Source organism: Streptomyces daghestanicus (genome assembly GCF_020521275.1).
Classification (GTDB): Bacteria; Actinomycetota; Actinomycetes; order Streptomycetales; family Streptomycetaceae; genus Streptomyces; species Streptomyces griseoviridis.
On record NZ_BNDX01000002.1, the window covers coordinates 220,312 to 233,779 of the forward strand.

Below are 13,468 nucleotides of genomic sequence, written 5' to 3' on the forward strand. Positions count from 1 at the left end.
CCCACGGTGCGTAGTCGGCCGGTAGTCTGGACCAGTCGGGGCGGCGGGTGCGCGGGTGCCCTTCGGGGCGGCCCTCCCGTTCCGCCGGCCCGGCCGGACGGCACGGTTGCCTTGAGGACCGGGGGAGTCCCATGTCGGAGTTGCTGACCGCCGCACAGACCATCGCGCCCGTGATCACCACGGCCGCCGCCGGCTTCGCCGGGGCCGTCGTGCAGTCCGCCCAGAACCAGGCGGCGGACTCCGTCGTGCAACGGGGCCGGGCGCTGGTCGGCCGGCTGCTGGAGCGCCGCCCGGAGGAGCCGCGCGACGCCGGGACCGACGAGGCCGTGGAGCGCATCCGCGCCCTGTCCGAGGACGAGCGGCTCGCCCTGGACCGGGCGGTCGGGACCTGGCTGGACGCCCGGTCCGCCGGCCGGTCCGCGGACCTGCGGACCCTGATCGAGGACGAGGCCAGGGCGGCCCGCCCGGCCCGGCGGATCTCCGCCCGCGCCGTGGCCTCGGGCCCCGGCTCGATCGGCATCGCCTACGTGGAGAACCTGGGCGGTCTCACCCAGGGCACCCCTGCCCGGCCGCCGGGGGAGGAGCGCCGGGAGGAAGGGCCGTGAGCGGCAGAGAGCCGCGTCCGCCCGAGCAGCAGGTCGAAGCCTCCGGCCCCGGTTCCGTCGGCATCGGCACCGCGGGACGCGTGCTGCTGCTCAGCCTCGTGGGGCCCGAGTGGGAGGAGCGGGCGGAGCGGGTCCAGCGCTGGAGCGGCTGGAACTGGCCGCAGTTCTTCCTGGTGCTGCTGCTGGACGCCGTGGCGCTGTCCCTGGCCCCCGACGGCCCGGTCCGTCAGATCGCCTGGGTGTACGCGGCCATGGCGATCGCCCTCGTCCTGTCCTTCTGCCGGGTGGCGGGGCTGTTCCGGCCCCGGGACGAGGGCGACGCCCGCGGTCGCAGGACCCTTCCGCCGCTCGTCTCCCTCGGCTGCGTCGTGCTCGCGTCCCTCGCCATCGTCGGCATGAACCACTACGCCGAGCACGGCGAGGCGGAGGTGACCGGCCGGACCGAGATCACCGGCGCGGCGTCCGCGGCGGACGGCGGGCGGCTGACCGTCACGGTGGAGAACACCCCGCACCGCAACCACCTGCGGCTCAGCCTGGTGCTCACCGACGCCGTCCCCGGGGCCCAGTCCTGTGTCCCGGCCACCACCTACGACGCGGAACTGGCAGGCAGCACGGACGTCCGGGTCGAGGGCGTACGCAGCGGGGAGACGTTCTCCCTGCCGCTGGGCGGCGTCCGGGGCGCCGTCCGGGTGGACGTGGTGCTCCACACCGACCCGGGCTGCCGCCTCGGCACGGCCGTGGCGGACGCAGTCCTGCACGACTGAGGCCGGACCCGCACCGCACGACCGAGTGATGGGGGAGACAGTGACACGGACCACGGCCGGACGCGGCGCCGAGCGGCACCGCGCCGGGCACCGGATGCGGCGCCGGGCGGTGGTGGTGGCGGCGCTCGCGGCGCTGCTGGCCACCTCGTGCGCGTCGGACGAGCACGACGGACGGTTCCTCGGCACGCGCGAGATCGACGTGGGCATCCACAAGGACCTGCCCGGCATGTCGCTGCTGGAGAACTACACGTACTCCGGCTTCGACAACGACCTCTTCCTCGATCTGGAGGAGTGGCTGGAGGGCGAGGAGGGCGTCCAGGTCACCCGTAACGCCGACGTCCCCTCCGCGGCCCGGATCGCCAAGCTCCAGTCGGGCGACGCGGACCTGATCATCGCCTCGTTCTCCATCACGCCGGACCGGATGAAGGAGATCGACTTCGTGGGCCCCTACCTCACCACCGTCCAGGGCTTCCTGGTCGACGCGGACTCCCGCATCCGCACCCACGCCGACCTGGCCGGCAAGCGGGTCTGCACCTGGGACGGCACGACCTCCCGGGTGGCGCTGGAGGCCGAACTGGAGGACACCGTCTCGGTGGGCGGCACGGACGCCGCCGAGTGCGTGCGGAAACTGCGGGACGGCCAGGCGGACGCGGTCTCCACGGACCAGGTGCTGCTGTACGGCTTCGCCCAGCTGGAGCCGGGCGAGAACGGGCTGCGCGTGGTGCCCGGCCTGACCGTGGGCGCTCCGCAGCACTACGGGATCGGCGTCGCCAAGGGGCACCGCGAGGACTGCGGGCGGCTCGCCGAGTGGCTCAAGGGCTATGTGGGCAGCCCCGAGTGGCAGGCGAACTTCCGGGAGGCCCAGCCCCTGCTGGTGCGGGAGAACCCGGACTGGATCAGCCGGCACAAGCCGGAGGACGAACTCATCGACGCGCACTCCTGCGTGGACAAGCCGAAGGTCTGAGCCCGGGGCTTGTGCGCGGGACCACCCCCTCTTTATAGTCATGGTGACTATAAAGAGGGGGTCGAGTCATGGCCGGACATGGCGCCGCCGCGGACGCGGGCGGCTACGACAAGCACGCCCACGAGCCCTTCGCCGTCACCGTCGACCTCGCCGTCCTCACCCTGCGGGCGGGCGCGCTGCACGTGCTGCTCGTAGAGCGGGGGCAGGAACCGTACGCCGGCCGGTGGGCCCTGCCCGGCGGCTTCCTGCTGCCCGAGGAGTCGGCGGAGTCGGCGGCCCGGCGCGAGCTGGCCGAGGAGACCGGCCTCGACGAGGTGGCCGGGCTGCACCTGGAGCAGCTGCGGACCTACAGCGAACCCGGCCGGGACCCCCGGATGCGGGTCGTCTCCGTCGCCTTCGCCTGCCTGCTCCCCGAGGCACCCGAACCGCGCGGCGGCGGCGACGCGGCCGAGGCCCGCTGGGTGCCGTACGACGCCGCCCGGCCCCTCGCCTTCGACCACGACCGCATCCTCGCGGACGCCCGTGAGCGGGTCGGCGCCAAGCTGGAGTACACCGGTCTCGCCACCGCCTTCTGCCCGGCCGAGTTCACCCTCGGCGAGCTCCAGCAGGTCTACGAGACCGTCTGGGGCACACCCCTGGACCGGCCCAACTTCCGCCGCAAGATCCTCGCCACCCCCGGCTTCGTCGAACCCGTGCCCGGCGCCGCCCGGCTGACCGGCGGCCGGGGCAAACCGGCCGCGCTCTACCGGGCCGGCCCCGCCACCGCCCTGCACCCGCCCCTGCTCCGACCGTCCCGGGAAGGACGCCCCGCATGACCACCACCCTCACCGAGTACGCCGCCACCGGCGCGCTCACCGGCCTGGCCCTCGGGGACGCGCTCGGCTTCCCGACGGAGTTCCACGACGTGCCGTCGATCCTCACCACGTGCGGCCCCTGGCGGGAGATGGCACTGCCCACCCCCGCGTACGTCACCGACGACACCCAGATGACGCTCGCGCTCGCCCGCGCCCTGCGCACGGCGACCGACCGGGGCGTGCTCGCGCCCGAGACCCTGGCCGCGGCGGCCCGGACGGAGTTCATCGCCTGGAACCGGTCACCGGAGAACAACCGGGCCCCCGGCGCCACCTGCATCCGCGCCTGCGAACTGCTGGCGGACCCCGGGCGGCGCTGGCAGGACGCGAGCCAGGTCCACTCCAAGGGCTGCGGCGCCAACATGCGCGTCGCCCCCGTCGGACTGCTCCCCGGACTGAGCGACGAACAGCGCGCCGGTGCCGCCCAGTCGCAGGCCGCCCTCACCCACGGCCACCCCACCGCGCTGGCCGCCTCCGACCTCACCGCGCACGCCGTACGGCTGCTCGCCACGGGCGCCGAGCCGACCGGACTGGTCGGACGCCTGCGGTCCTACGCCCTGGACCACCGCACCGACTACCACGAGCGCTGGCTCGGGGACCTGTGGACCCGGGCCGGGGACGCCGGGCCGCAGGAGTACATCGCCCGGGGCTGGGACGAGTGCCTGGCCGTGCTCGACCGGCTGCGGGACGCGGTGCGCACCGTCTCGCCGGAGACCGACCCGTGCCTGGCGACCGGGGCCGGGTGGATCGCGGAGGAGGCGCTCGCCACCGGCCTGCTCTGCTTCCTGCTCTTCCCCGGGGAGCCGCTGACGGCCCTGCGCCGCGCGGCCTGCTCCTCCGGGGACTCCGACTCGATCGCCTGCCTCGCGGGCGCCTTCGCCGGGGCCCACCTGGGGGCCGACGCCTGGCCGCAGGAGTGGGCGGAGCGGGTGGAGCACCGGTCCGACCTGGTGGCGTTCGGGGCGCTCTGGGACTCCTGAGTCACCGCGCGCCGAGGGCCGACGCCCGCCGGGCGCGGACCAGGAAGTCCTCCACGCGGCGCCGGTCCGGTGCGGCGGGCAGCGGGGTGCGGGACAGGGCCCGCTCGCACTCCGCTGCCGGCCAGGCCATCCGCGCCTCGACCTCCGCCCAGGGCACCTCGCCCCGCTTCACCGCGAGCAGCGGTTCCCGGGCGTCACCGACCTCGACCGTGAGGGTGCCGGTGCGCAGCAGGTCCCGGGCGGCGGCCAGCAGGCGCAGCAGGTGCATCGCGTGCTTCCAGCGCGGGGCGCCGTGCGCGCGGACGTCGGCCTCCAGTCCGCGGCGCCGGCTCAGGGCGTACCCGGTGAACGAGTCGTACGCGAGGCGGGAGAGGAACGCGCCGCGCAGGGCGAGGAGTTCGCGGCCGGTGGCGTCGGCGTGCTCCACCAGTGGGGAGCGCAGGCACTCCAGGACCTGGGGATCGGCGCGCAGGGCCAGCTCGCGGAAGCGTTCCGGCTCCCAGCTGAACTGCTCCTCGGCCGGCCCCTCCACATGCGTGGGCGGCTTGGTGAAGCGCCAGAACAGCGGCGTGGGGGCGAGGAAGACGCCCCGGCGGTCGGTGTCGCCGTCCTCCGCCGCCGGCCCGAAGGCGCGCGACCCCGTCACACAGGCGTGGACGGTGGGGTCGCGCACCAGGGTCACGGCGTCCGGGTCCGGGGGAGTCATGTCCCGGACGGTAGGCGGCGGGTCACGGCAGGCGGACCGAATTCCCCTCGACCGTGATCTTCTCGGCGGGCAGCGGCTCGGTGGCCGGACCCTGCGTCACCGCGCCGTCGGACAAGGCGAACTTGCTGCCGTGGCAGGCGCAGTTGATGGTGCCGCCGGAGACGTCCGCCACCACGCAGCCCTGGTGGGTGCAGACCGCCGAGAACGCCTTGAAGTCGTCCTTCGCCGGCTGGGTCACCACGACCTTCCGCTCCTTGAAGACCTTGCCGCCGCCGACCGGGATGTCCCCGGTCTTCGCCAGCTCCCGGGACGCCGGGGCGCTGGACGCCGGGGTACCGGACGCCGGGGAGCTGTCGGCGGACGAGGAGCCGCCGTCGTCGTCCCCGCCGCCGCAGGCCACCGTGAGGGGCAGGGCGGTGGCGGCGGTCGTGAGCAGGATCGTGCGGCGCGTCGCGCTGTGGGGCATGTCGTCACTCCGAAAGGTGGGGGAGAGGGGGGATGCCGACCGCCCGAGCATGGCACCGAAGGGGGTGAAGAGGAAGCAACACGGACGAGTACGACATAACGCGCCCCGGGCTTCCGGAAGCGCGGCCGTCTCAGTCACCGGGCGCCCCGCCCCCGCCCCACGCCCCCTGACTACGCTGGAGGGGCAGAGCCGATACCCATCGACGAGGAGCGAGACGTGGCGGTACGAGCGGTACGGGGCGCCGTCCAGCTGGAACGGGACGAAGCCGGTCACATGGACGAACAGGTGGCCGCCCTGCTCACCGCCGTACTGGAGCGGAACGGGCTGACCGCGGACGACCTCATCAGCATCTGGTTCACGGCCACCCCCGACCTGCACAGCGACTTCCCGGCCGCCGCGGCCCGCAAGCTCGGCATCACCGACGTCCCGCTGATCTGCGCCCAGGAGCTGGACGTCCGGGGCGCCATGCCCCGCGTCGTCCGCGTCCTCGCGCACATCGAGTCCGACCGGCCGCGCGCCGGGATCACCCACGTCTACCTCGGCGCCGCGGCGGCCTTGCGCAAGGACATCGCCCAGTGAGGTCCGCACTCGTCATCGGCACCGGGCTGATCGGCACCTCCGCCGCCCTCGCCCTGACCCGGCGGGGCGTGACCGTCCACCTCGCCGACCACGACCCCCAGCAGGCCCGCACCGCCGCCGCGCTCGGCGCCGGCACCGACGAGGCCCCGGCCGGGCCCGTCGACCTCGCGGTGGTCGCGGCCCCGCCCGCCCATGTGGCCGGGGTGCTCGCCGACGCCCTGCGCGGCGGGCTGGCGCGCGGGTACATCGACGTGGCCAGCGTCAAGGGCGGGCCGCGCCGCGAGCTGGAGACGCTCGGCCTCGACCTGTCGGCGTACCTCGGCACGCACCCGATGTCCGGCCGGGAGAAGTCCGGCCCGCTGGCCGCCACCGCCGACCTCTTCGAGGGCCGCCCCTGGGTGCTGACCCCGACCCGGGCCACCGACACCGAGGTGCTGAACCTCGCCCTGGAGCTGGTCTCGTTCTGCGGCGCGGTCCCGGTGGTGATGGACGCCGACGCCCACGACCGGGCCGTCGCCCTCGTCTCCCACATGCCCCACCTGGTCTCCGGCCTGGTCGCCGCGCGCCTGGAGCACGCCGACGAGGCCGCCGTACGGCTGTGCGGGCAGGGCATCCGCGACGTGACCCGGATCGCCGCCTCCGACCCGGCGATGTGGATCGACATCCTCTCCGCCAACCCCGGACCGGTCGCCGACCTGCTCGGGGACGTCGCCGCCGACCTGGAACAGACGGTACGGGCGCTGCGCGCGCTCCAGTCCGCCGACGAGGACAAGCGGCAGGAGGGCGCCGCCGGCGTCGCCGACGTCCTGCGCCGGGGCAACGCGGGACAGGTCCGGGTGCCGGGCAAGCACGGCAGCGCGCCGCGCGTCTACGAGACCGTCGTCGTCCTCATCGACGACCAGCCGGGCCAGCTCGCCCGCATCTTCGCGGACGCGGGCCGGGCCGGGGTCAACATCGAGGACGTGCGGATCGAGCACGCCACCGGGCAGCAGGCGGGCCTGGTGCAGCTGATGGTGGAGCCGCAGGCGGCCCCCGCGCTGACCGCCGCCCTGCGGGAGCGGGGCTGGGCGATCCGCCGGTGACACCGGCCTGACCAGGAGGCCGGTCCCGGGGCCTCCTGGCAGCCAGTAACCTGGTGCGGGGGCGCGTCCGACAGAGCGTGTGCCCCGCACACCACCCCGCCCCACCGCACCAGGAAGGTGTCCCCTCGTGGAAAACGGCGCCGCCCCGACCGCCCCGGCAGTGATTGTCGCCATCGACGGCCCCTCCGGCACGGGCAAGTCGAGCACGTCGAAGGCCGTCGCCGCGCAGCTCGGCCTGAGCTACCTGGACACCGGCGCCCAGTACCGGGCGATCACGTGGTGGATGGTGACCAACGGCATCGACACCGACGACGCGCAGGCGGTCGCCGCCGCGGCGGACAAGCCCGAGATCCTCTCCGGCACCGCCCCGGAGAACCCGACCATCACCGTCGACGGCGTGGACGTGGCCGCCCCGATCCGCACCCAGGAGGTCACCTCCAAGGTCAGCGCGGTCAGCGCGGTCCCCGAGGTGCGGGCCCGGATCACCGAGTTGCAGCGGGCCATCGCCGCCTCCGCCGTGACCGGCATCGTGGTCGAGGGCCGGGACATCGGCACCACCGTGCTGCCCGACGCCGACCTCAAGATCTTCCTCACCGCCTCCGCCGAGGCCCGCGCCGCCCGCCGCAGCGGCGAGCTGAAGGACGCCGACGTCAAGGCGACCCGGGAGGCGCTGATCAAGCGGGACGCCGCCGACTCCACCCGCAAGACCTCCCCGCTGGCCAAGGCGGACGACGCCGTCGAGGTGGACACCACCGACCTCACCCTCCAGCAGGTCATCGAGTGCGTCGTCTCCCTCGTCGAGGAGAAGCGGGCCGCCAGGTGACCGTCGCCTCCGAGCGGGGAGCCGAGGTCGGGCGGCGCATCGGCGTCGGCCTGATGTACGGGCTGTGGCGGCCCCGGGTGCTGGGCGCCTGGCGGGTGCCCGCCTCCGGCCCGGTGATCCTCGCCGTCAACCACGCGCACAACATAGACGGCCCGATGGTCATGGGCGTCGCGCCCCGGCCCACGCACTTCCTGATCAAGAAGGAGGCGTTCGTCGGCCCGCTCGACCCCTTCCTGACCGGCATCGGCCAGCTGAAGGTGGACCGCTCCGGCGCCGACCGCGCGGCGATCACCCGGGCGCTGGACGTGCTCGCGGCCGGCGGCGTCCTCGGGATCTTCCCGGAGGGCACCCGCGGCGAGGGCGACTTCGCCGCGCTGCGCGCCGGGCTCGCGTACTTCGCGGTCCGCAGCGGGGCGCCGATCGTGCCGGTGGCGGTGCTGGGAAGTTCCGGCCGGCCCGGACGGTTGATAAAGGCGCTGCCTCCGCTGCGCTCCCGCGTGGACGTCGTCTTCGGCGACCCCTTCGACGCGGGCGACGGCACGGGGCGGCGCACCCGCAAGGCGCTGGACGAGGCGACTGAGCGCATCCAGAAGCAGCTCACCGCGCACCTGGAGCACGCCAGGCGTCTCACCGGACGCTAGGTAACACTTGAGTAGTGGATCACCCGGTACAGGGGTGCCCACCGATCACCACGATGAACGAGGTACGGACTTCATGAACGACGACATCCACTCCGGCGGCTCGGGCGAGGAGCACGACCACGGGGCGCTTGGCGACGCCGAGTACGCGCAGTTCATGGAGCTCGCCGCGGAAGAGGGCTTCGACGTCGAGGACGTCGAGGGCGCCATCGAGGCGGCCGGGCACGGCCCGCTGCCCGTCCTCGCCGTCGTAGGCCGCCCCAATGTCGGCAAGTCGACCCTGGTCAACCGGATCATCGGCCGCCGCGAGGCGGTCGTCGAGGACAAGCCCGGCGTCACCCGCGACCGCGTCACCTACGAGGCCGAATGGGCCGGCCGCCGCTTCAAGGTCGTCGACACCGGCGGCTGGGAGCAGGACGTCCTCGGCATCGACGCCTCCGTCGCCGCGCAGGCCGAGTACGCCATCGAGGCGGCCGACGCGGTCGTCTTCGTGGTGGACGCCAAGGTCGGCGCCACCGACACCGACGAGGCCGTCGTACGGCTGCTGCGCAAGGCCGGCAAGCCGGTCGTGCTCTGCGCCAACAAGGTCGACGGCCCGAGCGGCGAGGCCGACGCGGCGTATCTGTGGTCACTGGGCCTGGGCGAGCCGCAGCCGGTCTCCGCGCTGCACGGCCGGGGCACCGGCGACATGCTGGACAAGGTCCTGGAGGCGCTGCCCGAGGCCCCGGAGCAGAGTTTCGGCACCGCGGTCGGCGGCCCGCGCCGCATCGCCCTGATCGGCCGCCCCAACGTCGGCAAGTCCTCGCTGCTGAACAAGGTGGCGGGCGAGGAGCGCGTCGTCGTCAACGAGCTGGCGGGCACCACCCGCGACCCGGTCGACGAGCTGATCGAGCTGGGTGGCGTGACCTGGAAGTTCGTCGACACCGCCGGGATCCGCAAGCGGGTCCACCTCCAGCAGGGCGCCGACTACTACGCCTCGCTGCGCACCGCCGCCGCGGTCGAGAAGGCGGAGGTCGCGGTCATCCTGCTGGACGCCTCCGACTCCATCTCCGTGCAGGACCAGCGGATCGTCACCATGGCCGTCGAGGCGGGCCGCGCGATCGTCCTCGCCTTCAACAAGTGGGACACCCTCGACGAGGAGCGCCGCTACTACCTGGAGCGGGAGATCGAGACCGAGCTGGGCCAGGTCGCCTGGGCGCCCCGGGTCAATGTCTCGGCGCGCACCGGCCGGCACATGGAGAAGCTGGTCCCCGCGATCGAGACGGCCCTGGCGGGCTGGGAGACCCGGGTGCCCACGGGCCGGCTCAACGCCTTCCTCGGCGAGCTGGTCGCCGCCCACCCGCACCCGGTGCGGGGCGGCAAGCAGCCGCGCATCCTGTTCGGTACCCAGGCGGGCACCAGGCCGCCGCGGTTCGTGCTCTTCGCGTCGGGCTTCATCGAGGCGGGCTACCGCCGGTTCATCGAGCGCCGGCTGCGCGAGGAGTTCGGCTTCGAGGGCACCCCGATCCACATCTCCGTGCGGGTGCGCGAGAAGCGCGGCGCCAAGAAGAAGTAGCGGACGTACGAAGGGGGCGGACCCGGTCACCGGGTCCGCCCCCTTCGTGCTGCCCGCCGTCAGGCGCCTCTGCGCGGGGCCGGCGGCAGCGCGGCCGGCACGTGGTGCATCCCGAGCCGGGCGCTGTGCGCGCCCGCGCTGTAGGCGCTGTACGAGCCCCTGCCCCGCGGGATGTGCCGGAAGGCGGTGAACCCCAGCTGTTCCTCGCCGCTGCGGTCGCCCGGGAGTGCGCGGAAGGACCTGACGTACTCGGCGTAGAGCGCGTCGTAGATCGGCGTGGCCGAGGGGCCGCTCTGGCGGTGGAAGGCGTCGTATGTGTGCACATCCGTGCAAACGACCCCGCGGCCGAAGAGATGCGGCTGAGCAGCGCATCTCCCAGGGCGCGGGGCCGTCAGGACCGGGCGCGCGGTGCTCCTCAGGTGCCCGCCAGCGGCAGCGCCGCGGCGACCAGCCGCCCGCCGGCCGCCGCCTTGTCCAGCGCGTCCCGCAGCAGGTCCTCGCGCGGCTGGCGGCCGATCGAGCCGACCGGCGCGGCGAACATCAGCACCTGCTGGTGCTTGTTGGCGGCCGTGCGCCAGCCGTCGGTGACCTGGAGCGGCTGGTGCGCCTGCCACCAGGCCACCGGCCGGCCCTCCACGGCCCCCGGCTGGAGCACCGCGTGCAGCTGGCCCACGGCGAGCAGCACGGACCAGCCGTGCAGCACGGGCGGCACCGAGGACAGCTCGGTGACCGGCATGAACCCCTGCTCGATCAGGAGGGGGAGGAATTCGTCGCTGGTCCCGGAGCTGCCCGGCCGGACGACGGGCGCGGTCGGCTCCACGACCAGGGCCGGGTGCAGTTCCCCGGCGATCAGGATCAGACCGCTGGTCACGCCGAGCACCGCCTGCTCGGGCACGACCTTCTCCGGTTCCGGGCCGGCGGTGTCGCCGCTGATGGACTTCACGGCGCCCTGGAGCTGCTCCTCGGTCACCTTCACCACCTGGGAGGGCAGACAGCCGGCGTGGGCGAAGGCGAGGACGGCGGTCTCGTCCCCGATGAACAGGACGGTGCTGGTGCGCTCCTGCTCGCAGTCGCCCGGGGTGCGGCAGGAGGTGCAGTCGTAACTGCCCGGGGCGGTCTCTCCGGCGAGCAGGCGGTCGGCTTCTTCGTCGCCGATCTCGGCGCGTACCTCGTCGCTGACGTCGAGCATGCGCGGCACGGGTGGCTCCCTCGGGATGCGGTACGTGGCGGGACCGGGCGCGACCGGCCCCGCGGTCCGGGTGGGTCCCCGGCTCATGAAGAAGACAACGGACGATCTGAGGCAGGGGTCACGCCCCGGCACGAACGGAATCGAACCAACCGGCACCCGCGGTGACCGGCCGGCCGGGCCGGGCCGGGCCACCTCAAATCAACGTGTTCCAGGGAGAGTTGGGGGTGCCTCATGGACGGCCCACCACCTGGGTGACAGGTCGACAAATCAGGAAATCGGGGAATGAAGCGGGTGGCCGGAACCAGCCGGTGCCGGGGCTCCCGTCGCCGTCTCACCCGTCCGCCTGGTGCCGCTTCGGCTCGGGCTGCGGGGCCTGGGCCGCGTACCGGGGGTGGTGCAGGTCGAAGGCGGGCGACTCGGAGCGGATGCGGGGCAGGGCGTGGAAGTTGTGCCGGGGCGGCGGGCAGGAGGTCGCCCACTCCAGGGAGCGGCCGAAGCCCCAGGGGTCGTCGACCTCCACCTTGCGGCCGTACTTCGCGGTCTTCCAGACGTTGTGGAGGAACGGCAGCGTGGAGAAGCCGAGCAGGAAGGCGCCGATGGTGGAGAGCGTGTTCAACGCGGTGAAGCCGTCGGCGGCGAGGTAGTCCGCGTACCGGCGGGGCATGCCCTCGGCGCCCAGCCAGTGCTGCACCAGGAAGGTGAGGTGGAAGCCGGTGAACAGGGTCCAGAACTGGATCTTGCCGAGCCGTTCGTCGAGCATCCTGCCGGTGAACTTGGGCCACCAGAAGTAGAACCCGGCGAAGGTCGCGAAGACGACGGTGCCGAAGACGACGTAGTGGAAGTGGGCGACGACGAAGTAGGTGTCGCTGACGTGGAAGTCGAGCGGCGGCGAGGCCAGGATCACGCCGGTCAGACCGCCGAACAGGAAGGACACCAGGAAGCCGGTCGCCCACAGCATCGGCGTCTCGAAGGAGAGCGAGCCCTTGAGCATGGTGCCGGTCCAGTTGAAGAACTTCACGCCCGTCGGCACCGCGATCAGGAAGCTCAGGAACGAGAAGAACGGCAGCAGCACCGCACCGGTGACGAACATGTGGTGCGCCCACACCACCACCGACAGGCCGGTGATCGCCATCGTCGCCGCCACCAGCGTCAGATAGCCGAACAGCGGCTTGCGGGCGAAGACCGGGATGATCTCGCTGATGATCCCGAAGAACGGCAGCGCGATGATGTACACCTCGGGATGGCCGAAGAACCAGAACAGGTGCTGCCACAGCAGCGCGCCGCCGTTGCCCGCGGCGAACACCTGGCTGCCGAACCGCCGGTCCGCCTCCAGGACCAGCAGCGCCGCCGCGAGCACCGGGAACGCCAGCAGGATCAGGATCGACGTGAACAGGGTGTTCCAGACGAAGATCGGCATCCGGAACATCGTCATGCCCGGGGCCCGCATCCCGATGATCGTGGTGAGGAAGTTGACCGCGCCGAGGATCGTCCCGAACCCGGACAGCGCCAGCCCCATGATCCACAGGTCGGCGCCGACGCCGGGGGAGTGCACCTGGCTGTTGAGCGGCGCGTACGCGAACCAGCCGAAGGCGGCCGGACCGCCCGGCACCAGCAGCGAGCCGAGCACGATCAGCCCGCCGAAGAGGAACAGCCAGTACGAGAGCATGTTCAGCCGGGGGAAGGCGACGTCGGGGGCGCCGATCTGGAGCGGCATCAGCTCGTTGGCGAACCCCGCGAAGCTCGGGGTCGCGAAGAGCAGCAGCATGATCGTGCCGTGCATCGTGAAGAGCTGGTTGAACTGCTGGTTGTCGACGATCTGGAGCCCCGGCCGGGCCAGCTCTGCCCGCATCATCAGGGCCATGACACCCGCGACCAGGAAGAACAGGAACGACGTGATCAGGTAGAGGTGGCCGATCTTCTTGTGGTCGGTGGTGGTCAGCCAGTCCACCACCACCCGTCCGGGCCGCCCGGCCTGCCCCGCCTCCGCCGTCGCCACCGTGGTCCGCGTACTCATCGCCCGCCCCTCCGTCGTCGGCTCACGGCCCCGCCGGGGCCCGCACGCCCACGCCATGATGCTCGCGCCGCCGGGCGGCCGACAGGGGGCGTGCGCGACCGTCCGGCCGTACCGCCTGTGCCGGCCGGTACGGTCCGTGGCGGCCCGGGATTCGCGTCCCGTCCGGGAAGGCCGCCGGCGGGCCGGAATACGACGGTTCCCGAAGGCCGGTATCCGCCTGTTTTTCGCGCGGTTATTCGAAGGGCCCGGAGG

At 73.4% G+C, this 13,468-nt stretch carries 15 protein-coding genes; 10 read left to right on the plus strand and 5 right to left on the minus strand.

Annotated elements, in window-relative coordinates; genetic code table 11:
- The first annotated feature begins 131 nt into the window (after window positions 1-131).
- The 5 genes from Sdagh_RS01120 (at window position 132) to Sdagh_RS01140 (ending at window position 4,164) form a co-directional block, all read left to right on the plus strand.
- Entirely contained in the window at window positions 132-605 is a 474-nt protein-coding gene (locus tag Sdagh_RS01120) for a hypothetical protein (RefSeq protein ID WP_189422696.1), read from the plus strand.
- Window positions 602-1,369, plus strand: a complete 768-nt coding sequence (locus tag Sdagh_RS01125) for a hypothetical protein (RefSeq protein ID WP_189422698.1) — start codon at window positions 602-604, stop codon at window positions 1,367-1,369. The genes Sdagh_RS01120 and Sdagh_RS01125 overlap by 4 nt, the downstream gene beginning before the upstream one ends.
- 40 nt (window positions 1,370-1,409) lie before the next feature.
- A complete protein-coding gene (locus tag Sdagh_RS01130; protein WP_190078206.1) occupies window positions 1,410-2,333 on the plus strand; it encodes a transporter substrate-binding domain-containing protein in 924 nt (307 codons plus the stop codon).
- 68 nt (window positions 2,334-2,401) lie between these two features.
- Window positions 2,402-3,148: an NUDIX hydrolase gene (locus Sdagh_RS01135; RefSeq protein ID WP_189422702.1), complete on the plus strand. Its 747-nt coding sequence runs from the start codon at window positions 2,402-2,404 to the stop codon at window positions 3,146-3,148.
- Window positions 3,145-4,164 carry an ADP-ribosylglycohydrolase family protein gene (locus Sdagh_RS01140; protein ID WP_190078207.1) on the plus strand — a complete coding sequence of 340 codons (1,020 nt, stop codon included), beginning with the start codon at window positions 3,145-3,147 and terminating at the stop codon, window positions 4,162-4,164. Before Sdagh_RS01135 ends, Sdagh_RS01140 begins: the two co-directional genes overlap by 4 nt.
- A 1-nt stretch (window position 4,165) precedes the next feature.
- Here the strand turns inward: Sdagh_RS01140 and Sdagh_RS01145 are convergent, their stop codons facing one another.
- The gene (locus tag Sdagh_RS01145) at window positions 4,166-4,870 is read right to left on the minus strand and encodes a nucleotidyltransferase domain-containing protein (protein WP_190078208.1); all 705 of its coding nucleotides are present in this window, start codon (window positions 4,868-4,870) and stop codon (window positions 4,166-4,168) included.
- Window positions 4,871-4,892: 22 nt separating this feature from the next.
- The gene (locus tag Sdagh_RS01150) at window positions 4,893-5,336 is read right to left on the minus strand and encodes a Rieske (2Fe-2S) protein (RefSeq protein WP_189422706.1); all 444 of its coding nucleotides are present in this window, start codon (window positions 5,334-5,336) and stop codon (window positions 4,893-4,895) included.
- Window positions 5,337-5,552: 216 nt separating this feature from the next.
- Here Sdagh_RS01150 and aroH point away from each other — a divergent pair, with 216 nt between their 5' ends.
- The 5 genes from aroH (at window position 5,553) to der (ending at window position 10,013) form a co-directional block, all read left to right on the plus strand.
- Window positions 5,553-5,915, plus strand: a complete 363-nt coding sequence (gene aroH, locus Sdagh_RS01155; protein WP_189422708.1) for a chorismate mutase — start codon at window positions 5,553-5,555, stop codon at window positions 5,913-5,915.
- Complete coding sequence (locus tag Sdagh_RS01160; protein WP_189422710.1) at window positions 5,912-6,997, plus strand: prephenate dehydrogenase; 1,086 nt, start codon at window positions 5,912-5,914, stop codon at window positions 6,995-6,997. The genes aroH and Sdagh_RS01160 overlap by 4 nt, the downstream gene beginning before the upstream one ends.
- Before the next feature lie 127 nt (window positions 6,998-7,124).
- Complete coding sequence (gene cmk, locus Sdagh_RS01165) at window positions 7,125-7,820, plus strand: (d)CMP kinase (RefSeq protein WP_189422712.1); 696 nt, start codon at window positions 7,125-7,127, stop codon at window positions 7,818-7,820.
- Between the two features lie 53 nt (window positions 7,821-7,873).
- Entirely contained in the window at window positions 7,874-8,461 is a 588-nt protein-coding gene (locus Sdagh_RS01170) for a lysophospholipid acyltransferase family protein (protein WP_226534667.1), read from the plus strand.
- A gap of 73 nt (window positions 8,462-8,534) precedes the next feature.
- Window positions 8,535-10,013, plus strand: a complete 1,479-nt coding sequence (gene der, locus Sdagh_RS01175; protein ID WP_189422716.1) for a ribosome biogenesis GTPase Der — start codon at window positions 8,535-8,537, stop codon at window positions 10,011-10,013.
- A 59-nt stretch (window positions 10,014-10,072) separates the two neighbouring features.
- Here the strand turns inward: der and Sdagh_RS01180 are convergent, their stop codons facing one another.
- From Sdagh_RS01180 to ctaD, 3 genes are all read right to left on the minus strand, one after another.
- Window positions 10,073-10,336 carry a hypothetical protein gene (locus Sdagh_RS01180; RefSeq protein ID WP_189422718.1) on the minus strand — a complete coding sequence of 88 codons (264 nt, stop codon included), beginning with the start codon at window positions 10,334-10,336 and terminating at the stop codon, window positions 10,073-10,075.
- A 92-nt stretch (window positions 10,337-10,428) separates the two neighbouring features.
- Window positions 10,429-11,211 carry a DUF8842 C-terminal domain-containing protein gene (locus Sdagh_RS01185; protein WP_189422720.1) on the minus strand — a complete coding sequence of 261 codons (783 nt, stop codon included), beginning with the start codon at window positions 11,209-11,211 and terminating at the stop codon, window positions 10,429-10,431.
- A 322-nt stretch (window positions 11,212-11,533) separates the two neighbouring features.
- Window positions 11,534-13,216: an aa3-type cytochrome oxidase subunit I gene (ctaD, locus tag Sdagh_RS01190; RefSeq protein WP_190009650.1), complete on the minus strand. Its 1,683-nt coding sequence runs from the start codon at window positions 13,214-13,216 to the stop codon at window positions 11,534-11,536.
- Between the last annotated feature and the right edge of the window lie 252 nt (window positions 13,217-13,468).